This is a genomic window from Kosakonia radicincitans DSM 16656 (assembly GCF_000280495.2).
GTDB classification, from domain to species: domain Bacteria; phylum Pseudomonadota; class Gammaproteobacteria; order Enterobacterales; family Enterobacteriaceae; genus Kosakonia; species Kosakonia radicincitans.
The window spans coordinates 3,179,878-3,201,550 of the sequence record NZ_CP018016.1 but is presented as its reverse complement, the minus strand read 5'-3'; the positions used below and the strand labels follow the sequence as shown (position 1 = coordinate 3,201,550).

Annotated in this window: 25 protein-coding genes; 23 read left to right on the top strand and 2 right to left on the bottom strand. The window is 49.4% G+C overall.

Annotated elements, in window-relative coordinates; translation table 11 throughout:
• Positions 1 to 10: 10 nt before the first annotated feature.
• From Y71_RS15340 to Y71_RS15325, 4 genes are all read left to right on the top strand, one after another.
• Complete coding sequence (locus Y71_RS15340; RefSeq protein WP_035943368.1) at positions 11 to 331, top strand: CII family transcriptional regulator; 321 nt, start codon at positions 11 to 13, stop codon at positions 329 to 331.
• A gap of 87 nt (positions 332 to 418) precedes the next feature.
• On the top strand, positions 419 to 1,414 hold the full coding sequence (locus Y71_RS15335; RefSeq protein WP_035943370.1) for a replication protein: 996 nt from the start codon (positions 419 to 421) through the stop codon (positions 1,412 to 1,414).
• Positions 1,398 to 2,135, top strand: coding sequence for a replication protein P (locus Y71_RS15330; protein ID WP_007374678.1), 738 nt, complete (start codon positions 1,398 to 1,400; stop codon positions 2,133 to 2,135). Before Y71_RS15335 ends, Y71_RS15330 begins: the two co-directional genes overlap by 17 nt.
• Before the next feature lie 240 nt (positions 2,136 to 2,375).
• Positions 2,376 to 4,649, top strand: coding sequence for a hypothetical protein (locus tag Y71_RS15325; protein ID WP_145954144.1), 2,274 nt, complete (start codon positions 2,376 to 2,378; stop codon positions 4,647 to 4,649).
• Positions 4,650 to 4,802: 153 nt separating this feature from the next.
• On the opposite strand, the gene Y71_RS15320 is transcribed toward Y71_RS15325, so the two are convergent.
• Positions 4,803 to 5,969 (bottom strand): hypothetical protein, encoded by a 1,167-nt coding sequence (locus Y71_RS15320; RefSeq protein WP_007374680.1) that lies wholly within the window; start codon positions 5,967 to 5,969, stop codon positions 4,803 to 4,805.
• A 150-nt stretch (positions 5,970 to 6,119) separates the two neighbouring features.
• Between Y71_RS15320 and Y71_RS15315 the strand changes: the two genes are divergently transcribed.
• The 9 genes from Y71_RS15315 to Y71_RS15275 all read left to right on the top strand — a co-directional run bounded on the left by Y71_RS15315 (position 6,120) and on the right by Y71_RS15275 (position 11,190).
• Positions 6,120 to 6,716, top strand: a complete 597-nt coding sequence (locus tag Y71_RS15315; protein ID WP_145954143.1) for a DUF1367 family protein — start codon at positions 6,120 to 6,122, stop codon at positions 6,714 to 6,716.
• A 2-nt stretch (positions 6,717 to 6,718) separates the two neighbouring features.
• A complete protein-coding gene (locus tag Y71_RS15310; RefSeq protein WP_035943378.1) occupies positions 6,719 to 6,916 on the top strand; it encodes a hypothetical protein in 198 nt (65 codons plus the stop codon).
• The gene (locus Y71_RS15305; protein WP_007374683.1) at positions 6,909 to 7,202 is read left to right on the top strand and encodes a DUF1364 domain-containing protein; all 294 of its coding nucleotides are present in this window, start codon (positions 6,909 to 6,911) and stop codon (positions 7,200 to 7,202) included. The genes Y71_RS15310 and Y71_RS15305 overlap by 8 nt, the downstream gene beginning before the upstream one ends.
• Before the next feature lie 103 nt (positions 7,203 to 7,305).
• Positions 7,306 to 7,992, top strand: a complete 687-nt coding sequence (locus Y71_RS15300) for a bacteriophage antitermination protein Q (RefSeq protein WP_007374684.1) — start codon at positions 7,306 to 7,308, stop codon at positions 7,990 to 7,992.
• A 169-nt stretch (positions 7,993 to 8,161) separates the two neighbouring features.
• Positions 8,162 to 8,353: a helix-turn-helix domain-containing protein gene (locus Y71_RS15295; protein WP_007374685.1), complete on the top strand. Its 192-nt coding sequence runs from the start codon at positions 8,162 to 8,164 to the stop codon at positions 8,351 to 8,353.
• A 149-nt stretch (positions 8,354 to 8,502) separates the two neighbouring features.
• Positions 8,503 to 9,564 (top strand): DNA-methyltransferase, encoded by a 1,062-nt coding sequence (locus Y71_RS15290; RefSeq protein WP_007374686.1) that lies wholly within the window; start codon positions 8,503 to 8,505, stop codon positions 9,562 to 9,564.
• Positions 9,565 to 9,909: 345 nt separating this feature from the next.
• Positions 9,910 to 10,233 carry a phage holin, lambda family gene (locus Y71_RS15285; RefSeq protein WP_007374687.1) on the top strand — a complete coding sequence of 108 codons (324 nt, stop codon included), beginning with the start codon at positions 9,910 to 9,912 and terminating at the stop codon, positions 10,231 to 10,233.
• On the top strand, positions 10,214 to 10,657 hold the full coding sequence (locus tag Y71_RS15280; RefSeq protein WP_145954142.1) for a lysozyme: 444 nt from the start codon (positions 10,214 to 10,216) through the stop codon (positions 10,655 to 10,657). The genes Y71_RS15285 and Y71_RS15280 overlap by 20 nt, the downstream gene beginning before the upstream one ends.
• A complete protein-coding gene (locus tag Y71_RS15275; protein WP_007374689.1) occupies positions 10,654 to 11,190 on the top strand; it encodes a hypothetical protein in 537 nt (178 codons plus the stop codon). The genes Y71_RS15280 and Y71_RS15275 overlap by 4 nt, the downstream gene beginning before the upstream one ends.
• 425 nt (positions 11,191 to 11,615) lie before the next feature.
• Here Y71_RS15275 and Y71_RS15270 read toward each other — a convergent pair whose 3' ends face one another.
• Positions 11,616 to 11,831 (bottom strand): hypothetical protein, encoded by a 216-nt coding sequence (locus Y71_RS15270; RefSeq protein ID WP_007374690.1) that lies wholly within the window; start codon positions 11,829 to 11,831, stop codon positions 11,616 to 11,618.
• A gap of 567 nt (positions 11,832 to 12,398) precedes the next feature.
• Here Y71_RS15270 and Y71_RS15265 point away from each other — a divergent pair.
• From Y71_RS15265 to Y71_RS15220, 10 genes are all read left to right on the top strand, one after another.
• Positions 12,399 to 12,695 (top strand): hypothetical protein, encoded by a 297-nt coding sequence (locus tag Y71_RS15265; protein WP_035943383.1) that lies wholly within the window; start codon positions 12,399 to 12,401, stop codon positions 12,693 to 12,695.
• A 139-nt stretch (positions 12,696 to 12,834) separates the two neighbouring features.
• Entirely contained in the window at positions 12,835 to 13,353 is a 519-nt protein-coding gene (locus Y71_RS15260; RefSeq protein ID WP_007374691.1) for a hypothetical protein, read from the top strand.
• Between the two features lie 138 nt (positions 13,354 to 13,491).
• Complete coding sequence (locus tag Y71_RS15255; RefSeq protein WP_081120792.1) at positions 13,492 to 14,514, top strand: terminase small subunit; 1,023 nt, start codon at positions 13,492 to 13,494, stop codon at positions 14,512 to 14,514.
• A 232-nt stretch (positions 14,515 to 14,746) separates the two neighbouring features.
• The gene (gene terL, locus Y71_RS15250; protein WP_007374693.1) at positions 14,747 to 16,387 is read left to right on the top strand and encodes a phage terminase large subunit; all 1,641 of its coding nucleotides are present in this window, start codon (positions 14,747 to 14,749) and stop codon (positions 16,385 to 16,387) included.
• Between the two features lie 2 nt (positions 16,388 to 16,389).
• Positions 16,390 to 17,781 (top strand): DUF1073 domain-containing protein, encoded by a 1,392-nt coding sequence (locus Y71_RS15245; protein ID WP_007374694.1) that lies wholly within the window; start codon positions 16,390 to 16,392, stop codon positions 17,779 to 17,781.
• Entirely contained in the window at positions 17,711 to 18,580 is an 870-nt protein-coding gene (locus Y71_RS15240) for a phage minor head protein (protein ID WP_236946441.1), read from the top strand. Before Y71_RS15245 ends, Y71_RS15240 begins: the two co-directional genes overlap by 71 nt.
• A gap of 18 nt (positions 18,581 to 18,598) precedes the next feature.
• Positions 18,599 to 19,798, top strand: a complete 1,200-nt coding sequence (locus tag Y71_RS15235) for a DUF2213 domain-containing protein (protein WP_007374696.1) — start codon at positions 18,599 to 18,601, stop codon at positions 19,796 to 19,798.
• Positions 19,798 to 20,316 (top strand): structural cement protein Gp24, encoded by a 519-nt coding sequence (locus tag Y71_RS15230; RefSeq protein ID WP_007374697.1) that lies wholly within the window; start codon positions 19,798 to 19,800, stop codon positions 20,314 to 20,316. The genes Y71_RS15235 and Y71_RS15230 overlap by 1 nt, the downstream gene beginning before the upstream one ends.
• A 14-nt stretch (positions 20,317 to 20,330) precedes the next feature.
• Positions 20,331 to 21,281: a DUF2184 domain-containing protein gene (locus tag Y71_RS15225; RefSeq protein WP_007374698.1), complete on the top strand. Its 951-nt coding sequence runs from the start codon at positions 20,331 to 20,333 to the stop codon at positions 21,279 to 21,281.
• A 2-nt stretch (positions 21,282 to 21,283) separates the two neighbouring features.
• A complete protein-coding gene (locus Y71_RS15220) occupies positions 21,284 to 21,637 on the top strand; it encodes a hypothetical protein (RefSeq protein ID WP_007374699.1) in 354 nt (117 codons plus the stop codon).
• Positions 21,638 to 21,673: the final 36 nt, after the last annotated feature.

Here is a 21,673-nt window from a genome sequence, read left to right as displayed (position 1 = left end):
AGTTTCAGTCATGCACAACGCAATAGCACGAAAGTTGGAACCACCAATTCTCAAGCCACTTGAAATCGAGAGCATTTTGCTCAACCGGCTGGCGTCTGTGGGGCAAAAGAATTACGCCGAGCAGATCGGCATCAGCGAATCGACAGTGAGCAAGCGCAAAGCCGACAGCCATTTTTCAGAGATGGCTCGCGAGCTTTCTGCTCTTGGCTTGCAGGTGGTACCGCCGGAGGCGGTGGTGGTTTCACGCGATTACCTGACATCGGTCGAGACGCTGGCAGATATCGGCCTTCGCGCCGAACGCGCACGGCCCGGCCCGCTGGGATGGGACTGATGGAAAGACTAAAAATGGTGAAGACCGGACTGCGCTAACAGTGCCGGTCTTCGTGCGAATTAATGAGATCAATTCACGGAATTAAGTATGTCAAATACCGCTGAAGTTATCAAATTCCCTGCGCCGGAACGAGCGCAACAGGAGCACAGCATGGCTGATCTGGAAAATGGCTATTTACGCCTGGCCAATCAGATCCAGGATGCCCTATGTATCGTTGAGTTGTCCGGGCGTGAGTTCCGCGTCCTGAACGCCATTGTTCGTCTGACTTATGGCTGGTCAAAAAAGTCAGATCGGATTACCAATAGCCTCATTGCGGACAAGACGGCGCTCAAAGCTAAGCATGTATCCGAAGCTGTCCTAAGCCTTGCCTATCGCAATATTATTAAGCTGCGTCGGATAGGGCAAACGAGATACATCGGGATTAACACAAGTCTGGATCAATGGGCTTACACAAAGCCCAATTGCTCAAAGTGCCCAGTTGATTTCCCTGCCGCGGAGATCGTTACTTGGGCAATCACCATCCCTGAAACAGGGGAAAACCATCCCCGAAAACAGGGAGAGATATCCCCGAAAATGGGGATGGATATCCCTGAAAACGGGGATAGTGAAAATGAACCATCAACCATCCCTGAAAACGGGGAAAACTATCCCCGAAAACAGGGAGAGGTATCCCTGAAAACGGGGAACACCAAAGACATTATTCCAAAGACAAATATAAAACCTAATACCCCCTCTAATCCCCCAAGGGGGAAGGACAAATTTGATCCGCTCAGCATTCTCGTTCCTGAGTGGCTTGATCAAACCGCCTGGGTGGAGTGGGTTGCTTATCGTAAACAGTCTGGCAAAGCCATTAAAACCGAGCTGACGGTCACGAAGGCATTCAAGCTGCTGAAAGAGTGTCTGGACGAAGGCCATAACCCCGTTGACGTAATCAACGCGAGCATTGCCAACGGGTATCAGGGCTTATTCAAGCCGAAGTTTCCGGTTAAGCCTACCTCCCGCACTACGAATGGGAACGGCCGGCCTATAGATTTCAACAACACCGACTGGATCAACGGGGTGCTCGATGAAAAATATCTCTGAACAGATTCATAACCTCGATCGGGAAAATTTCCGCCGTGTTGCTCACGGTCTGCCGGAAGTTCAGGACGACAACGCTCCTGTCAGACAACAGCAGGTGGCAGAAGTGTTCAACAGCCTGTTTTCTCAGTTGCGCGCAACGTTCCCGGCTGCGATCGCTAATTTCCGCACCCAGGATGAGTTCGATGAATTTCGCCGCCAGTGGCTGCTGGCGTTTAGCGAGAACGGGATCACAACTCTGGCACAAGTCGCCGCAGGTATGCGCGTTGCTCGCCAGCAGGAAAAACCATTCCTGCCGTCGCCGGGCCAGTTCGTCGCCTGGTGCCGCGCGGAAGAATGTGCGGCGGTAGGGCTGCCAGACCAAGCAGCGCTGATGGATCTTTTTTATCGCTATTGCCGCACGCGCGGGAGCTATCCGGATGCAGAGTCATTTCCGTGGCCGGGGAAAATCGACGGGAAGAACACCAGCCAATCATCTGCGAATTACTGGATCGTGACCACGCTGTATCAGCAGATGCTCGCCAGTGGTCTGAGTGACGCTGAAGTACGCCGCAAAGCCGGGGAAGAGCTGGCAGCGATGGCGCTGCGTATTCGTCGTGGTGAAGAGCTCCCGGAGCCAATCGCCCGCCTGCCTGTGATGGGTAGAAAACCGCTTAGCCGCGAGCAGAACATGTCGAAAGTTAAGGAAATCCGGATGAAGTTCGGTTTTAAAGGTGGTAATTGACGATGGTAAATAACTTCGTACTAAAACTACAAATCTCTAAACTGTGCGTAGCACAAAACTGTTAGCGTATTTTTTAAGCAAGTCCCGTAATTGTAATTTGCATCAATATTGCCTTATGGTATACGCTGCTTTTAACTACAATAACGATCAGTAAATGTAGATAACAGAATCTAATGTAACGTGTTTACTTACATAGAATTGTTATCAATGTCATTTCCTAAGAAATCGTGAAGGACGCATATGATAACTAGCAGATTTAGATTAGCTTTAGAGCAACTTAAACGATCAGACTGGGAAACATTTGAAAGATTAGCATCTATTTTTTTAGCTTCTGAGTTTTCATCTATCAGAACCGTAGCTAGCGCGTCAGGGGATGACGGTAGAGATGCCGAGTTATTTTCTCCAGAAGGTGAACCTACAGTTATGATTCAGTATTCAGTTACTGAAGGGTGGAAAAATAAAGTTCGAGAGACCCTCAAAAGATTGAGGGAAACTAGGCCCAACACACAAATACTTATATATTTAACTAATCAGGAAATCGGTGCTAAAGCTGATGATTTGAAAATAGCAGCAAGAAAATCTGGTATATCTCTTGATGTGAGGGATAAAAATTGGTTTTTGGAGCGCGTTTTAGGAAATGACGCCAGGGAAAAAGCTGCTGAAGAGCTTGCAATTTTAAAAGTTGACCCTCTGCTAGCGTCAAAAGGATTAACAGATAAAAAGTCTTCCGAATTATCACAAGATGAAGCAGTCACAGCAGCAACGTTTTTAGCGCTTCAATGGCAAGATGATAACCGTGATAAAGGATTAACAAAATTAGCTTTCGAAGCACTTGTCCGGGCGTCATTGATTGACACAGACACTGAGAATCGAATGAAAAGGTGCGATATCCATTCGAAGATTCATCAGTTTCTACCATCTCATCCAGCTGAAGTTGTTTCTAAATATATAGATTCTGCATTACGACGACTCACTAAAAAAACGATAAAGCATTGGGAAAGTTTGGATGAATTTTGTTTGGCTCATGAGGAAATCGTGAGGTACAAAGAGTTTAGAGCAAGATCAATTTTATCTGAGTCAACTCTTCTGGAAGCCATGAGACATATTATGGATAATATTAAGTCCATGTATAAATCAATTCCGATTGAAAATGAAGATTTAATTATCAAAACATTAAGGAATATTTCACAAAAAGTATTGCTTGAGCGTAGCCAGGCGTTTGCATTGGCTGTGCAGTCTGGTAGTTTATCAGAATTAGCAGATAATGATTTCACAACTGTAATTATTAATGAGCTAAATGACGTTAAATTACCAAGAATAAAAGAACTGGATTGGATTCAAGTGATGCGGACGGGAGTACGCATGATTCTCACCAGCAATAACGGGGTAATTCAAGAATATCTTCGATCTCTATCTGATTCATTCACTTTATTAGCTTTTTTAAAGAAGACTCCAGATGTACAAAAAGTTGTCGAAAAAATGTTTTCTACAGGAAACATCTGGTTGGATACAACTATAGTGCTGCCTCTAATCGCAGATACATTACTTGATGAATATGATTCTGATGTTGGGCGTTTCACTAGAATGATTGATGCGGCTAGGGATGTTGGTTTCAAGTTGTATGTTACTCCCGGTGTGGTTGAAGAAATTGAACGACACATGAACAGAGCAAAAACGTGCGCTCAAATGATTAATGGAAAATGGCAAGGTTCTGTTCCTTTTTTGCTTGAAAGATTTATTGTAAGTGGAAGATCTAGAGCTTCTTTCGCTCAATGGTTAGAGAACTTTCGAGGGGATGTACGCCCATTAGAGGATATATCAATATATTTGTCAGAAGTATTCAAAATTAACATCCGCTCTTTGGAAGATGAAAGTCAAAATGCTTCACATGAGTTAAGACATGCTTTAGAACAAATTTGGGGGGAAAGATATAAACATAGACAGGAAAAATATGGTGCTGTGTTAGACGATATGGCAGTAGCACGCTTGATCGCACATGATGTTGAGTGCTACAGCGGAGTTATAGGGCTAAGAAACAAGCAAGCCTCATCGCCATTCGGTTATAATGAATGGTGGCTTACTGTCGACAAACAGGCCTTTGATTTAAAAGAGAAACTTAAAACTAGAATGAGCGATAGAGTACCAGATTCACCGGTTATGAGTGCTGATTTTATGGTTAATTATCTGGCCTTTGGTCCATCGCGCCGAAAAGTTGATAAAAATAAAGAATCCCATCTTCCAGTTTTAATGATTATGGGTAACACATCTTACCTCACTCCTGAGTTACTCAAAGAAGCTGAACGGCTTAGAGAGCAGTATAGTGAAATGCCTGAAAGGATTATTCGGCGCCACGTTAGAGATTACTTAGACGGTGCAAAATCAAAAATTGGCCCTGTCTCACATTTAGGGCTAAATGGAAAAGAATTAGATGAAATTGATGAAAGTCTTCAATTAGCATCACCATCTATAAACGTCATTGATAAACAATTTTATAACTCTAACAGTAAAATATGATATTTTAAATATCATAAATGGGTTGATATTAATTTCAACCTGAGAAACTTATTATCTTATGTGCCAAACATCGACATGATAGCGCAATTACACCTCATTGATTATTCCCCTCGTTGAATCGAAGGGAATTGATGTTTGAAGTATAATACCTTTTCAAGGTTTAGATTTTGCCATTACCTTTCCTGCTAATTCTGCGACAGCGTTAGCTCCGTCCAGAACAGAAGGGATATTGTCTGGTGTTATTTGAATTGGACTAAATATTAACGATTCAAATAAATCCCATGATTCTTTGTTATCTTTGTCAGCATTTTTCTTTTCAATATAATCATGAATGAATTCGCAAAGACTCAATCTGTGATCGATTTGCAGTAATTGTGTGTTTAACGCTCGGACTTCGCTATAATATAATCGCATAAAATAGAAAATTAAGATCTCAAAGGTTAATATTGGTAAGTAAAATGACAGCGATGAGAAACCTTCACCACTTGGAAACCAATTATATATGTGGTTGAAAAAAGCAAAGGAAGGAGGAAGGGCTAATGCCATAGTGAACCTCCAAGTTAACTTTTTGGCTTTATTCAACTCCTCACTTTTTCTAATGTGTAGGTTGTTAAACGATTTACTTAGTAAAACGAAGTTATATTTGGCTTTATAACCTTCTAGTTTTGCATCATAATCTGCAAGCTCAGATTTGGTAGAGTTTGTTTTTTCTATTGACTCTTCTAAGGTCTCGCTAAGGTTCTTTACTGTTTCAATATACTCAGTGGTAGATTTTTCTTTATGTGAAGTGATTATTTTTTTGTAATTAGCCACATCCTTGGCTATAGCTCTAATAGAAATGAAATCTTCAGAGTTTATCAAGTCTCGTGTTATGGCGGTAGCCATTGAATTCTCGATCCAAGAAAACTGAGCGGTATATGATTTCTTTTTAGTTAAAGACGAAAGCCGCGTGAGGATATCACTACTAATTATATCCGGAAGTTCTTCTCTAACCGGGTTCCAAAAATAATATTCATGTATTACCCTCATCAAGTAACTTAAGAAATGTTCTTTGTCAGTTTTTAATATATCTAGGGTTGGTTTTGCTCGATTTTGTAAGTGCTTCTGATTGAAAGGGGTGAATTCATTTAAATTATCAAGTTCAAATTTGAAAAGATACTGAAAATGAGACCATGATTTAATTAAAGTTGCATCAATGAAAGTATTATCATCAATTTCTGATAGTATATATTTCTCATAATCTTGATTTGGGAATTCCCTTTCAAGATAAGTTGTTATTTTATTTATTTCGATGTTGTCAGACTCATTCCAGAAAGCCATAATATGTCGCCCGTGTTTGGTAGTTATAGTCCAGTTTACGCTATTTGTTTTTTGTAATGCACTTCATTTATATTTGCTTTGTCTAAAGCTCCTGTTCATAATCTCAGTGTCAGCCTGAACAACTGACAACCTTATGCGCCAAATGGGGACATTATGGCGCAGCTACAACTTATCAATCATTCAGGAATCCTGATCCCGGCAACGCCTGAGACCAGAGATTTTCTGCATTCAAAATGTAAGCTCGGTGCGGTGCTGTCAGCCGACATCAAGCTGGTACGCAATCCGGCTTTTCACCGCCGATTCTTCGCTTTGCTCAATCTCGGTTTTGAATACTGGGAGCCAACCGGCGGCGCTATTTCGTCCAACGAACGCCGACTGGTAACAGGGTATGCAAAATTCCTCGCTTCCTACGGTGGAAATGAAGCGGCGTTGATGGATGCCGCTGAGCAGTATCTGGCGCAGGTTGCCAATCGCCGCATCACCAACGGGATAAGCCTTTGCAAATCCTTCGATGCGTACCGTGCGTGGGTGACCGTTGAGGCAGGCCACTATGACGCTATCGAGCTGCCGGATGGCACACTACGCAAACATCCCCGCAGTATCGCCTTTGGAAACATGGACGAAACCGAATTCCAGCAACTCTACAAATCCGCACTGGATGTCCTCTGGCGCTGGATATTGTCCAGTTCATTTAGCTCGCAGCAAGAAGCAGAAAACGCTGCATCTCAACTGATGAGCTTCGCGTGATCATGACCAGAAAGAGCTGGTTCCAGCACACCGAATGCAGCACGCAACAGGCCGACGAGCTGGTGGAGCAATACCGGCGCCGTGGTGTTGAGGTTGAGCGCAGCCTGAATCCCGATCTTATTACCTGGACTGTCAGCGCCAGGCTTCCCGAGCAACGAAACGGTAAACGTGGTCGCCCGTGGGGAGGTCGCCTTGGCTGATTTACGCAAAGCGGCGCGCGGCCGCGAATGTACCGTCCGAATTCCAGGGATATGCAACGGCAACCCTGAAACCAGTGTACTGGCGCATTACCGCCTGGCGGGAACCTGCGGCACGGGAATTAAGCCGGATGATACACAGGCCGCGATCGCCTGTAGCTGCTGCCATGATGTCATCGACGGGCGCGTACAAACCGAATACAGCCGCGACGAGTTGCGACTCATGCACGCTGAAGGCGTAATGCGCACGCTTGCCATCTGGAAGAAAGGGGGGCTGGTGAAAACATGACAGTCGCCGAAAAACACCGCTACGAAAAAGAATCCATCCTCCGCGCGCTTGCACCGGCGCGCCAGCACCATTCCCGCACACAGCAGAAAACAGGAGCCGCCGCATGACTGCAAATCTCTCATACATCCGACAGCAACTGATAACCGCAATGGCTGATCTGAGCGGGGCGACAAAAGGCCAGTTACTGGCCTGGCTTGAGAATGCACAATTTGACACGAACACTTATCGCCGGAAGAAGCCCAGAATTTACGATGAAGAAACGGAGAAATGGATAACGCTGCTCAACCCACCAATTCAGGGACGTCAGTCACTGGCGAAAGGCTCATCAATTGCTCTGGTGAAGCCGGTGGAATTTGCGACTGCGTCGTGGCGCCGCGCTGTGCTGTCCGTTGAAGAACATCAGAAAGCGTGGCTACTCTGGAACTACGGCGAAAATATCCGATTCGAATACCAGGTCGAAATAACTCGCTGGGCGTGGACTGAGTTTACGGTGCAGCTCGACGGCAAGAAGATAGCCGGGAAAACGCTGGGGCGACTCCGGGCATTAATCTGGCTGGCAGCGCAGGACGTTAAATCCGAGTTAGCTGGGAGCGCAGTTTATCAATATAAGGATCTGGCGCTGCTGGTAGGGGTTGAAGAGAAAAACTGGTCGAAAACTTTTACTGCTCACTGGCTCGCCATGCGCACTATCTTTCTGCGCCTCGACCAGGCATCTCTTTTGAGTCTATCGAAAACACGATCGAAACAAATGGCGACTAATTATCAGCATAGTGTTGCAAAAGTAGATTAAAATGGCTATATTTCGTGTAAATCTGATATCGTCGTCATAGCTTTGATTGTCGACCAAAATATAAAACCTCGCATCGACGGGGTTTTTTTATGTCTGGCATATTTACTTCTTGCTGATACATCGAACCAGAGTTATCTGTGTGTCACGGCATCAGAAAGGGTAAAAAGACATGCTAAAACAGCAAGATATGACAGAAACAGCAAGGGCTGTTCTAAGTGCGCTGACGTTATCTCCTGCCACTGCCGGGGAAGTAGCAGAAGCGGTGCATATTTCACACGAACGCTGCCAGTTGATACTGACTCAGTTGGTTATGGCGGGGTTATCGCATTATCAATTCGGATATTATAAACGCCTCCAGTAATGGGGGCTTCCTGCTGTGAAAATGGGCGGCTGGTGGGTGTTGTAGCACCCGGCCAGCCATTCGCTCATGTCTGAGGTCACAAGCGAACCATGGCCCACTGCTTTAGCGCAAAAGCATAGTGAGCCTACCAGAGTCCCGCTTACTGATCTATGAAAAACACTGTAAAAATATCCAGTATTGAGTTAATTAACGCTGATTGTCTGCATTACATACAAACTCTCCCTGATAATTCCATTGACCTGATTGTTACCGATCCGCCTTACTTCAAGGTAAAGCCGAATGGCTGGGATAATCAGTGGAAAGGGGACGAGGATTACTTAAAGTGGCTCGACGGCTGCCTGGCGCAGTTCTGGCGAGTCCTCAAACCCTCGGGCAGCATCTACCTGTTTTGTGGTCATCGGCTTGCGGCAGATATCGAGTTGATGATGCGCCGCCGTTTCAGTGTGCTGAATCACATCATCTGGGCAAAGCCCTCTGGCCGGTGGAACGGCTGTAATAAAGAAAGCCTGCGGGCTTACTTCCCGGCGACCGAGCGCGTTCTCTTCGCAGAGCATTATCTGGGGCCGTACAGGCCGAAAGACGATGGTTACGAGCGGAAAGGGACGGAATTAAAGCAAAGCCTGATGGCTCCCCTGATCGAGTATTTTCAGGGTGCCCGAGCCTCACTCGGCGTCACATCGAAAGAGATTTCAGCCGCTACGGGTAAGAAAAACATGGTCTCGCACTGGTTCGGATCCAGCCAGTGGCAACTGCCGGGCGAGGCGGATTACCAAAAGTTGCAGGCGTTATTCACCCGAATAGCCACAGAGAAGCACCAGCGTAGCGAACTGATTCAACCTCATCACCAGTTGGTGGCCACGTACCATTCACTCAACCGTAAATACTGCGAGCTGGTGGACGAATATAAATCGCTCCGGCGGCACTTTGCTGTCACCGCCGCGGTTCCGTATACCGATGTCTGGACGTATAAGCCGGTACAGTTCTACCCGGGCAAACACTCTTGCGAAAAACCGGCGGACATGCTGAGGGACATTATCAACGCCAGCAGCAGGCCCGGTGATATCCTCGCTGATTTCTTTATGGGTTCTGGCTCAATGATTAAAGAAGCATTAGCGCTGGGGCGTAGCGCAATCGGTGTTGAACTTGAAACAGACCGGTTCAACCAGACTGTTTCGGAAGTATCAGCACAGGCGAGCAGGGACGCTGAATAATGTTGGTACTGGCCCCGTAAGACAAAAAAATAACACTGTGCAAAAGGTCATCTCTCTCTGATGACCTTTGACAGAGTGTTGCTCATTGACGAAGCGGTACGGCTAATTTTACATTATTGATGTGGTGAATCCCCCTGTGCGGAGGGGCGTAAACAGCAATCTTCGTGTTTCACGACTGAAGCATACCCTACGCGGGTCATGGTAGCTGGCCAAAGACTCACCGGGAGGCACCCGGCACCACATCCTGTAAATTTATTATTGCTTTTCTGGCCTGTTCATCCGAGCAGGCCTTTTTTTATCCTGTTTCCAATTACACAGCCTCCGCAAACAGCGAGGTGAGAGACTATGAAAATGCCTTACAAACAAGATTTCATTGCTGCTCTGCTGGCTGCAAAAGAGCAGGGTATTGGCGCAATGCTGGCGTTTGCAATGGCGTATCTACGTGGGCGCTATAACGGCGGCCCGATCATGAAAACGCTAATCGATGCCACCATGTGCGCGATGATTGCCTGGTTTGCCCGTGACCTGCTGGATTTCTTCGGTCTGGCTAAAAACCTGTCATACATCGCCAGTGTCTTTATAGGCTACGTAGGTACGGATTTTATCGGCGGCTTCATCAAACGCTTCGCCGCCAGAAAAGCAGGGGGGGATGATGCAAATCAGCAATAAAGGGATCGCGTTAATCAAGCAGTTTGAAGGTCTGCGGCTTACGGCATATCAGGACAGCGTCGGCGTGTGGACGATTGGCTACGGCTGGACGCAGCCGGTTGACGGCAAACCTGTCGGTAAGGGTATGGTCATCAAGCCTGAAATCGCTGAGCGCCTGCTTAAAACAGGGCTGGTGAGTTACGAAAACGACGTGTCGAAACTGGTGAAGGTGAAGCTGACTCAGGGGCAGTTTGATGCGCTGGTGTCGTTTGCTTATAACCTCGGCACACGATCGCTTTCCACCTCTACGTTGCTGAAAAAGCTTAACGCAGGAGATTACCGCGGCTCCGCCGATGAGTTCCTGCGCTGGAACAAAGCAGGCGGGCAGTTGCTGGCTGGTCTAACCCGACGCCGTGAGGCAGAGCGTGCTCTGTTCCTGTCGTGATTGGCGCGCTGGTAAAACGCTACTGGCTTCAGTTGTCGGTAATAGCGCTGGTGGCCGTGCTGGCGGCATTACTGATGAAAACGCGGGCGGACCTCAGCGTGTCGGAGAGTGAAAAGCGCGTGCTGAAGTCAGATAACGCGTTGCAGGGCCAGGTGATAGCCACGCAGGCATTCAACGTGAATCGGTTTAACCAGGTGGCACAGTTAGCAGCCAGAGCTAATGCCGCCGTCGCCAGCGATGCCGAAAACACCGTAATTGAATACCGGGAGATACTTCGCCGTGAGAAAACCTGTGATCTGCCTGTTCCTGCTCATATTGCTGACGGGCTGCTCTCATACGCAAACCGTTTACGTTCCAGCGCAATGCACGCCGATTCCGACGAGCCTGACACAGCCGATGGTGGTTCCGCTCCCGCCAGCGGGATGACATATTGCCAGGCTGTGCTGTGGATAAAACCACTTCTCGTAACTATCGAGCAGGGCAATAACAACTTTGCTGGCATTCGGGATATTGAGAACCAGCGGCAGAAATAAAAAAAGCCTCCTAAGCGAAGGCAATCTTGAGGTACTCAATCGGTTCTTATTATTGATCACTATCCCTCAGAGTCATCTGAAGGTGAGAACTCCTCCATAAGTCAGGCCCTGGGTCGGAGCTTTCATCCTTTAAGAGCCAATTCAAGTGTGGTCCGTAAACGATATTCATCAAGCGTAAGCGGCAGGTATTTATTAAGGACTCTTACATTCACCCACAAATCCTGACCGGCGCACTATAAAGCGGCAGACGGTCGAGCTACTGAGTTGTGGTTCGATAAAGACGACATTTCAGCCGTTGGAGATAACATCCGGGAGCACCAATCTTTGCAGTGAAAGCGGAAGATGCACCTGATGACGTTGTCTTAGAAAAGCGGGCATTACAGCAGGCATACACTGAGTGCCTGCTGTAATTACGAAAATAAAATCTATTCTGAATGTTTGGATGGCATCGTCAATTTGGGAAGGATCACAACAAAATGATCACCTTTCTTGGTAATTTTTGCACCCTCTGAACAAAATTCTGATGCGAAAGTGAAAAATGCATCAGAATCAATATCAAATGAAAGCTCCACCTTGCGAAAAGCCCCAGATTTAAGCAGGTCTTTTGCCTGTGCAATTGTTAAAGCCTGTGCTGTGCTCATATTCCCCTCTGGTGTATCAAGTAAGCTAAGTAGTACTACAGTGCTTATATCAGCACAATCGTACGTAATAATAACAGTCGGTAATAATACGTGCTTGAGAAAATGAGTTGCTGTAACGAGTCGACCACTTATTTAAACATGTAGGATCTCTAAGCCTTGCAGTAGAAGGATTTTTTAATGAGCCCCCGTACGCTCAAACAATCGAGAGACTTGCAGCCGTGAGCTTGGGAAAAGCTGTTTTCCTGGGTGACACCCCCATGCGACAGGCTCACTTCTAAAGTCGGGCAATATGCATGCCACTATCGAAGGTTTCCCATATCCGTCAGCAGTTGCCGGTTGTAATCGGTGTATCGAAAAGAAGATCCCTTGACGCAGATGATCGCCAACCACGCACTGGTCTGAGTCAACGGGGAACAAAGTTGAACCGGGGTGACTGACTCAAGGGCATGAGCGCGAACACTGCGAGAGTGTGGCAGACATTACAGAAGCTCTTCATTTAATGGCTTCGATAATGCTGGAGCTTTATAAGTATGCGATAGTTATTACTCATTTTTCATGGGGGTAACTATGACTGAAGATAAAATCTATGATTACTTGGTTATTGGTGGTGAGCACCATGGAGTTGTATTCACCGGGCCGCATACGCGTATTTTAGAAGTTCCAAGCAACCACAATCAGCAATTAGCAAAATTTTATGCTAGGGATCAGCCTGCTGAGGTTAATGTGCGAAAAGTTGAACCGCATCCTGTCAGCGAGTATACGAGAGGTGACGGATCTCATTTCTTCATCGCAACCAATGAAGATATAACGAAATGGGATATTGAAGCTGAAATCAGGAAGTACAATCCGCGCCCGGTAAACTGAGTTTTAACAGTGCTCAATTATCGTAAAGGCCGCCTGCGGGCGGTTTTTGTTGACATTACAGCAGGCATTCACTGAGTGCCTGTGATAATGCAAACAAGACCAATATTTTGAATGAGAAAAAATTGTTTGTGGAGGTAAAATGCTAATTCTTGCACATCTCTCGGAGAAAGCCATGCACGTTACCTTCAAAGATATCAAGCAGCGTTATAAGGAATTGCAGGATAAGCACAGCGATCGTAAATTTGAATTACAAGAATCGGCCCGAACGTTAGTTTCTGAATATATAGAATCCCTTTCATTGCCATCAGCATCATGGGTGGATGCAAATAAAGTACCTCACCCTTATGTATCTGTAGGCTATCTTAACGAGAAGGGCTTGTTCCAACAGATGCCTTTCGCTGGTTTTGACTTGGATAAAGAGTATAAGTTGAAATTCAAGGTTTCGACCGTCGTTGACGACTCAGAATATGGCGGCGGATCTTACCATCTTGTCTCCGTTGCATTATGGAAAGAAAAAAACAGGTTGCATGTTGATGTCGGTGACGGCAAAAAAACAATATTGGTTTCAGACCCTACTGAAAATAATGCATTCTTTGAAGTTTGTCGGGCAGTCAAGGAGTTGGTTATCTCTGGTGTTACTGATCCTCGCTTAGATTGATATAAGATTTATGAATTCTGTAACATAAGAATTTTCACAATATTTTATGACATTAAGCCACTGGCATCCGCTGGTGGCTTTTTTATTGCCATCACAATGAGCAGCCTCATCGTAATGGCGTAAGAAAGGTAAACGACTATGGTAAAACCGGACTGGGGAGCGCTGCAAAACCAGTTCCTCGCCGACCATGCCAAAAACGGAATATCACCGAAAGAGTGGTGTGAAGCGCAGGGACTGAATTACGCATCAGCTCGTCGCTACATCAAAAAGCCCGCTGCGCAAAGTGCGCAAAAAACTGCGCAGAAAAAATTGCGCAGTGCGCATGCGCAAAGCGGTGCAAAAACTCCAATTCTCCAAATTGAAAATCAAATTGATTCAAATTGCCTGCCACCTGCAAACACCACAGATCAATGGAGTTTAAACCCTGATGAATACGGGCTTAACGATATGCAGGCCCGGTTCGTTAGCGAGTACCTCATCGATATGAACCGCGTGGCCGCTTATAAACGTGCCGGTGGAAAAGGCGAGGGAAACACTGCGTATGTCGCAGCCTCGCGAATGTACAGAAACGATAAGGTGAGCCGGGCGATTCGCGATGCTCTGGCAGCAAGAGAGCGGCGCACTCAAATCACGCAGGACGCCGTGCTGAAAATGTGGTGGGAACTGGCGACAGCAGATGCAACGCAAATCACCGAACATCGTCGTTTGTGCTGCCGCCATTGCTGGGGATTCGGCCACCAGTATCAGTGGCGCGATGCGGTTGAATTTGAGGAAGCCGGTGCAGAGGCAAAGGAAAAGAAAAAAGCCGCTCCGCGCGATGACGGAGGCTACGGGTTCGATGCCACCCTTGATCCGAATCCCGAATGCCCTCGCTGTAACGGGATAGGGGTAAGCAGGGCATTTTTTCACGATACCCGAGATTTACACGGCGCAGCGCGTCGGTTGTTCGCCGGGGTAAAAGAAGGGCGCTTCGGCCTGGAAGTTCAGATGCGCAATCAGGATGACGCCCTGAAAATGGTGGCGCAGCATCTTGGCATGCTGAAAAACCGCACCGAACTGACTGGTGCTGACGGCGGCCCCATCAACCAGGTTAATTACACGCCGGAAGATTATGCGAAGGCGCAGGCGGCATTAGAAAAACAACTCCCCGATCTGGATTAAGTAGAAAAGAGAAAATAGGGTAAAAAGCGGGTTTCGTCTGTCATTTTAACCGGACCGTAATAATGGCGATTTGTTATCAAAATGTTATTGCTAAAAATGCCTGTTTATCACCGGGAAAACCTGTCCTTTTAACGCTTTCGTGGTGAATTTGGCATGAGTGCCAATCCCGCTGTTCGGGTAACGTCCATTATGTTAAATAGCCCCAAAAAAGGGTAAAAATCGGGATTGAAAAATGTCGCAGCTACTCGAGTGGGAAGACCTCGATTTTCCTGATCGTGTCGCCCTTAAGTCAAAAAGCGAAAAATCCTTCCTGAATTTCACCCGCCTCTGGTTTGAGCTGTTGCAGGGTGATCGCCTGCTGGTTAACTGGCATCATCGCATGATGGCCAGCAAAATTGATGATCTGGTATTCGGACGGTTACAGCCACGAAACCTTATTATCAACGTGCCGCCGGGTGGGACAAAAACCGAGTTCGTTTCGATCCACGCAGCGGCATACATCAACATGCTGGTGCAAACGGGTAAGTTACGCCGGTTTCGTAATCTGAACGTTTCGTTTGCTGATTCGCTGGTCAAACGTAACAGCCGACGCACCCGCGACATTATCGCCAGCGCTGAATATCAGTCGCTGTGGCCGTGCAAGTTTGGCGTTAACCAGGCCGAAGAGTGGGAGGTTGTTAATCCCCGCGGGCGGACCGTTGGCCAGACGGTTTCCCGCTCCAGTGGTGGGCAAATCACAGGTGGGCGCGCGGGATATCCCGGCCCTGATTTTTCCGGCTTTGTGTGCCTGGATGACTACAACAAGCCAGAGGACATGTTCTCTGCGACGAAACGCGAGAACGCAAACCGTCTGCTGGTGAACACCATTCGTTCCCGCCGCGGCGATAAATCGAAAGACCACCCAACCCCGTTCGTCAGTATCCAGCAGCGCCTGCACACCGACGATGCCACCGGCTTCATGCTGGCGGGCGGAATGGGCGTGGATTTCCACCACGTCACAATCCCGGCGCTGGTCAGCGACGAATATATCGATGCACTACCGGAACCGTGGCGTTCACTGTGCTGGTTCTCTGTTAAAGACACGGAAAGCGTGATTGTCGGTGGTGTTCGCTACTGGTCGTACTGGCCAGCTAACGAATACGTGGGCGATCTGCTGCGACTGTGGGAGCGTGACGAATACACGTTTCTATCGCAGTACATGCAGCGTCCGCGCGCTTTGACGGGTGGGTTGATCGATACCGACTGGTTTAAGCGCTACACGCATCTGCCACCGCTGACACACCGCGCCGTTTACGTGGACACCAACAGCGGCAAGGTCGAGGACTACAACGATTACACCGTTTTTACGCTGGCTGGTATGGGGACAGACAACAATCTGTACCTCATCGACAGCGTGCGCGGCAGGTGGGATCCGGAAGATTTGCTACAGCAGGCAACAGCGCTGTGGGAAAAATGGAAACCATATAATCCGAAACGCCCGGCACCGCTCCGGCATATGGGTATTGAGGATAAACAGGCCGGGCAGGGACTGATTACCACGCTGAAAAAGCGTAAATCGATCCCCGTGCTGGAAATCCCCCGTGGCGCCGGACAGAACAAGCTGGTTCGCTGCCTGAACAGCGTCCCTCAGATCAAAACCGGCAAGGTGTTCATTCCGGCACTGATGACCGACGATGGCCAGCCCGTCAATCAGGTTTTTTACTGGGATGGTACGCCAGCAGCACAAACCAGTTGGGTATTGCCTGCTCTGGCCGAATGTGCCGATTTCTCCGCAGATGACAGCCACAAAAATGACGACATCCTCGACACGTTCATGGATGCAATCGAGATCGAATTAATTTCCGGTGGCGGCACCGGGTGGGGATGGGTTTAACGATGAGCAATAACCAGTACGGCGGAAAACCGCGTATTCGCGTGACCTCTGACGGGCTAATGAACGTCATGACCGGCATGGGTACAGATCGTGACCGCCGCATGTTTAACCGTTTTCAGTTCGGCATGATGCAGGATTTTGGCGAACTGGAAGCCGCGTATATCGAAAACTGGATCGCCCGCGACATCATTGATATTCCGGTTGACGACTCAACGCGCGAGTGGCGGGAATTTGCCGCTGACGACGCCACGGCCATTCGTGAGGCAGAAAAGGCGTTTAACGTTCAGGGGGCAACGCAGGAGGCATTCAAGTGGGCTGGTGTATACGGTGGGGCGGGTGTGCTGATGATCACCGATCAATCGTTCGATACCCCACTGGACGTGAAAAGAATCAAAAAGGGTTCACTGCGCCGTTTGCTGGTGCTTGACCGCATGTTTATCAACGGCCAGCAATTCAACGTCACGAATCCGCTGGAAGAAAATTACATGCTGCCGGACTACTACGTGGTTAACGGCGGTACTCAGCGCATTCACTACAGCCATTTCGTCAAAGCACCCGGAGCGCCGTTGCCTATGCGTTTGCGCATGATCAACGGTGGCTGGGACGACAGCCGTCTGCGGCGCTGCCTTGAGGATGTCAAAGATGCCGTCAGCGCAAAGGGCGGCATCGCGGCGCTGATTCAGGAAGCGAACATTGATGTTATCAATCGTGAGAACCTCGCCTCCGATCTGTCCTCTGGTGATATGGATGAGTCGATAGCCCGCCGCTACAACATTTTTGGCATGATGAAGTCCCTTTACCGGCTGGCGCTGCTGGACAGTAAAGAAGTTTTTGAACGCAAGCAGATCTCGTTCGGCGGACTGGGTGAAATTCTTTCATCCCTTATGGAATGGACATCCGGTGCAGCGGGCATCCCGATGACACGATTATTTGGTGTTCAGTCCAAGGGGATTGGCGACTCCGGCCAGGGCGATATGAACAACTACTACAACACCATCAGGGGCGGACAGGAATCAAAGTACCGGCCATTCCTGAAACGCATTGATGAAGTCCTGATCCGCTCAACGCTGGGCACCATGCCGGATGGACTGGATTTTGAATTCTCTCCGCTGGCGCAGCCGACCGACACCGAACTGTCAGCGCAGCGACTCGCTGACGCACAGGCAGATGATATTCGTCTGCAACAGGGAGTGGTGAAACCGTCTCAGGTAGCGCGAAAACTCATGGAGCAGGGGATCTATGGTATCGACGAATCTGATATTGCCGACATTGAGGCAGACGAAAAGGCCGAGCGAGGCGGCGATTATCAGTTCCGGCTCGGCAATGCTGGCGGAAATCCTGAAGAAGAGGCCACCGCGCCGACGGGCACCGCTGAGACCGGCGAAGCAAACTGACGAAACTGAACGTTACTACAACGGGCAGTTGCGCGATATTGTCCGGCAAATGGCGCAGGCGATTGATGAAGCACTGATCCCGGTACTGCGCCGTGAGTTCACCGCCGACAGCCGTTTAACCGATATCATCATGGCCTCAATCCGGCAGGCGGCGGACCGGTTCTTCTCTGTTGCGTTTGGTGCAGCAACAGAAAAACTGGCTCAGCGCGTTGTCAGCCGGGCCGACTCCGAAAGTTCAGCGGTGTTTGTTGAGCAGATTAACCGCGCGCTGGGCGTTGACATGACCGGCCTGATGGTTAATGGCGGGCTGGTGGATTATTTCGACGCATCAGTCGAACAGAATGTCGCACTGATCAAATCGCTGTCATCAGACTACTTCGACGACATTCAGCGGCAAGTTATGGACGGTATTTTGCGGGGCGACTCGCTGACCACGATAACCCGCAATCTGCAAAACACCACCGGCGCGACGTACAACCGGGCAAAACTCATCGCCCGTGACCAGACCGCGAAAATCCGTAGCGACATCACACGCCAGCGCCAGCAGCAGGCAGGCATTGACCGGTTTCGCTGGTCAACGTCTCAGGATGTGCGCGTCAGCGGCAACCCGGCAGGGCGATATCCGAAAGCAAAAATCAAATGCTTTCACATCGCCAGGCAGGATGTAGGCTACGGACCCGGCGTTTATCTCTGGTCAAAAGGTGCAAGTTTTAACGGCGAAACCGGGCTGTTTCCCGGGCGTGCGCATATTAATTGCCGTTGCACTCCCACCCCACTGATACAGGGTCTCGATTACTAACCATCTGGAGTAACACGCATGCGGATCACAGTCCGTGACCGCGTGGCCTTCCCCGTCACATCCCAGCGCGAAATCACACCTGAGGGCTATCTCAAAGTCCCCGGGCGCGTTGCCCGTTCCGGTATTCAGCAGTATCTGGCCGCCGAGCTGGGGTTAACAGACAGGCCACCCGGTCAGATCGTTAATGTTTATCGTCCGCCAGAAGAGGTTTTTAAACCTCAGAGCCTGGCGAGCTACGACAACAAAGACGTCACCATTGATCACCCCGATGACCTCGTAGACTCCGGGACGTTTAAAGAGGTGACTGCCGGCCATGCGATTTCGCCGGGCCGCCAGGATGGCGATTTCGTCGTCGTAGATCTGCTGATCAAAGACCAGGCCGCGATCGATGCCATCGACCGCGGTAAAGCGGAACTGTCAGCCGGTTATACCTCCGAGTATGACCAGACCCCCGGCACGGCGCCGGATGGCACCCCGTACGAGTTCATTCAACGGGACATCACTATCAACCACATCGCACTGTGTGACCAGGCCAGGGCCGGGCATCTGGCGCGATTGTTCGACCATAAACCAACGGGAGCAAAGCCCATGCCATTTAAAGTTGTTCTGGATTCAGGCGTTCGGGTGGAAGTGGCTGATGAGGCAACTCAGCAGTTGATCCAGACCACCATCGACAACCTGAAAAAACGCGTGAAAGACGCGGAGGAAGAAAAAGAGAAGGCCGAAGCTGAGAAGGATTCGGCAGAGGAAGAGCTGGAAAAAGAGAAGGCCCAGTCTGACGCCAAAGACGAAGAGATCGAGGAACTGAAAGAGAAAACTTCCGAAGATTCGATTTCTAAACGCGTGGCGGATTTGCTGGCGGTACGCGACTCAGCCGTGAAGGTAGCGGGTACCGGTTTTACCTGCGATGCAACCGACCCTCTGAAAATCAAACGTGCTGCGCTGGATGCCGCGGGTATCAAGTGCCGCAAATACGAATCGTGGGACAAAGCACCTGATGCGTATGTCACGGCTTATTTCGATGCGGAAGAAGAGCGCAAAGAAAACGATGACGACGATGAAGAGGACGATCCGGACAGCAAACAGCGCTCCGATGACTCGCTCTTTAATTTCAGCCGCGATATGCGGGGCGCGAAAACCTCCGGGGCGCAGGCGACCCGTGACAGCGTCCGTCAGTCCTGGCTCGATAAACGCTACGGCAAACAGGAGGCCAAATAATGGCTATTGCTCAGAACAATTTCACGCTTTATCGCGGCAAGGCGTACGAGGGGCAGATTTCCACCACTGACGTGGTTGAAGTGGTATCGCGGGTTGTTGAGTCTGCGCTGGTTCCGTTTGGCCGTGCAGTGATCCGCGGTACCGCTGCCCGCTCCTGCGCGCCGGTGACAGCCGCCACAACGGCTGAGGACATTATCGGGTTTTCCGTCCGCTCACTGGCTGAATTCAGCAACAGCTCACCAACAAATCCGGATGCCTATGCAACGGGTTATCCGGTGAGCCATGTCGCTTCCATTTTGCATCGTGGCCCCATGTTCGCGCTTTGCGTGGATGGGGCTAACGCGGGTGATGCGGTGATCGTTATCACTGAGACCGGTGACAACCTGGGGCGTTTATCCGCCGGGTCCGCTGCGGGGGTGACACTCAATTTTGTCCGCTGGGTTGATGATGTGGTTGCCGGTGAAGTTGGTGAAATCCGTGTTGATGGCGTTCTTGCTGCTCCTTCCGCTGGCAATTAATAAAGAGGTTAATAATGAAGCGAAAATTTTCTGACGCTGCTGTTTTCGACGTGTCACCGGTCGCGGCGCTGTCGTTCCTGATCCAGCAGGCCGCGTATGTCGAAGCGGAGATCTACCGGCTGGAGTATCCCCAGTTCAAATATGGCACGTTGCTGCCGCTGGATAACAGCGCGCCGGACTGGGCAAAAATGGTGGTGTTCCGCGCGATTGATGCCCGCGGTGAATTGCAGGTGCTTGGTCCGAACAGCACCGATGTGCCGACCGTTGATATTGCGATGTCCCAGGGCTTCAAAGAAATCACGACCGCAGCACTGGGTTACACCTATTCTCTGGAAGAGATCGGCTTTGCCATGCTGAACAACGTTAACCTGGACGCCGAACGCGGGCAGGCAGTACGTGATGTCGTTGAGCAGGGGCTGAACAAAATCTATCTTCTGGGCGATAAGGGTGTGGGAGAGGGGCTTTATAAAAGTCCTAATGTTGGCGTGGAGTCGGCATCGTCCACCCTGGCCGCACTGGTTGCCGCAATTCCAACCTATGGCGCGCAGCCGATTATCGATTTCTTTGGTAACGCTTATAACCAGGTCTATCTGGAAAATACGCTGACCGTTCATCGACCAAACGGATTTGTGATCCCGTCAGAGCAGTTCCAGTTGCTCCAGCGAACCCTGCTTTCAACTGCAAACGCCAGCAACGTTACCCTGCTCGAATTCCTGCGCCAGAATTTCCGCGATATGGAATTTGAAGACGACATTCTGCTGAAAGGCGCGGGCGCAGGTGGAACCGATCGCATGATGGTCTATAAAAAAGACCTCCGTGTAGTCAAAGGACACGATGTGATGCCGCTGCGTTTCCTGGCTCCGGCCACGGCGGATAACATCAACTTCAAGGTACCGGCGCTGCTGCGTACCGGTGGGACGGAATGGCGTATTCCGAAAGCTGCTCATTACGTGGATGGGGTGTAACGATGGCTGAACTGTTTAATCTTCATACTGCGCCGTTGACCGTCACTGATGGGGTGACTGGCAAGCGCATCACCATCCAGCGCGGCCATTCTGCTCTGGTGGCGGGTGATTTCCGCGATCACCTGTTCGTTAAGGCCAAATTGTTGCGTGCGGAGCATGACGAGAGCGACGAGACGCTGGCGCAACAGAATGCCGGTGAAACGGCAGTGGATATCGCCGCGTTGCGCACCCGGTACGAAGAGGTGCTGGGCAAAAAGGCACCTTCGGCGGCTAAAGCAGAGACACTGCAAAAGGCCATCGACGAGGCGCTGGCGCAACAGCCGGATACCTCCGGCAGTACTGCTGAAACCGAATAAACCCCGTCCTGGTGACGGGGTTTTGCTTTATGGGGG

Excerpts from the sequence above, each read along its gene's own strand:
- Y71_RS15270 (WP_007374690.1), bottom strand. The coding sequence starts at position 11,831 with ATGAGCACAGCACAGGCTTTAACAATTGCACAGGCAAAAGACCTGCTT.
- Y71_RS15235 (WP_007374696.1), top strand. The coding sequence starts at position 18,599 with ATGCGGATCACAGTCCGTGACCGCGTGGCCTTCCCCGTCACATCCCAG.
- Y71_RS15255 (WP_081120792.1), top strand. The coding sequence starts at position 13,492 with ATGGTAAAACCGGACTGGGGAGCGCTGCAAAACCAGTTCCTCGCCGAC.
- Y71_RS15240 (WP_236946441.1), top strand. The coding sequence starts at position 17,711 with ATGCTGGCGGAAATCCTGAAGAAGAGGCCACCGCGCCGACGGGCACCG.
- Y71_RS15320 (WP_007374680.1), bottom strand. The coding sequence starts at position 5,969 with ATGGCTTTCTGGAATGAGTCTGACAACATCGAAATAAATAAAATAACA.
- Y71_RS15285 (WP_007374687.1), top strand. The coding sequence starts at position 9,910 with ATGAAAATGCCTTACAAACAAGATTTCATTGCTGCTCTGCTGGCTGCA.
- Y71_RS15280 (WP_145954142.1), top strand. The coding sequence starts at position 10,214 with ATGATGCAAATCAGCAATAAAGGGATCGCGTTAATCAAGCAGTTTGAA.
- Y71_RS15335 (WP_035943370.1), top strand. The coding sequence starts at position 419 with ATGTCAAATACCGCTGAAGTTATCAAATTCCCTGCGCCGGAACGAGCG.
- Y71_RS15330 (WP_007374678.1), top strand. The coding sequence starts at position 1,398 with ATGAAAAATATCTCTGAACAGATTCATAACCTCGATCGGGAAAATTTC.
- Y71_RS15300 (WP_007374684.1), top strand. The coding sequence starts at position 7,306 with ATGACTGCAAATCTCTCATACATCCGACAGCAACTGATAACCGCAATG.
- Y71_RS15245 (WP_007374694.1), top strand. The coding sequence starts at position 16,390 with ATGAGCAATAACCAGTACGGCGGAAAACCGCGTATTCGCGTGACCTCT.
- Y71_RS15260 (WP_007374691.1), top strand. The coding sequence starts at position 12,835 with ATGCTAATTCTTGCACATCTCTCGGAGAAAGCCATGCACGTTACCTTC.
- Y71_RS15295 (WP_007374685.1), top strand. The coding sequence starts at position 8,162 with ATGCTAAAACAGCAAGATATGACAGAAACAGCAAGGGCTGTTCTAAGT.
- terL (WP_007374693.1), top strand. The coding sequence starts at position 14,747 with ATGTCGCAGCTACTCGAGTGGGAAGACCTCGATTTTCCTGATCGTGTC.
- Y71_RS15225 (WP_007374698.1), top strand. The coding sequence starts at position 20,331 with ATGAAGCGAAAATTTTCTGACGCTGCTGTTTTCGACGTGTCACCGGTC.
- Y71_RS15340 (WP_035943368.1), top strand. The coding sequence starts at position 11 with ATGCACAACGCAATAGCACGAAAGTTGGAACCACCAATTCTCAAGCCA.
- Y71_RS15310 (WP_035943378.1), top strand. The coding sequence starts at position 6,719 with ATGACCAGAAAGAGCTGGTTCCAGCACACCGAATGCAGCACGCAACAG.
- Y71_RS15230 (WP_007374697.1), top strand. The coding sequence starts at position 19,798 with ATGGCTATTGCTCAGAACAATTTCACGCTTTATCGCGGCAAGGCGTAC.
- Y71_RS15220 (WP_007374699.1), top strand. The coding sequence starts at position 21,284 with ATGGCTGAACTGTTTAATCTTCATACTGCGCCGTTGACCGTCACTGAT.
- Y71_RS15325 (WP_145954144.1), top strand. The coding sequence starts at position 2,376 with ATGATAACTAGCAGATTTAGATTAGCTTTAGAGCAACTTAAACGATCA.
- Y71_RS15265 (WP_035943383.1), top strand. The coding sequence starts at position 12,399 with ATGACTGAAGATAAAATCTATGATTACTTGGTTATTGGTGGTGAGCAC.
- Y71_RS15290 (WP_007374686.1), top strand. The coding sequence starts at position 8,503 with ATGAAAAACACTGTAAAAATATCCAGTATTGAGTTAATTAACGCTGAT.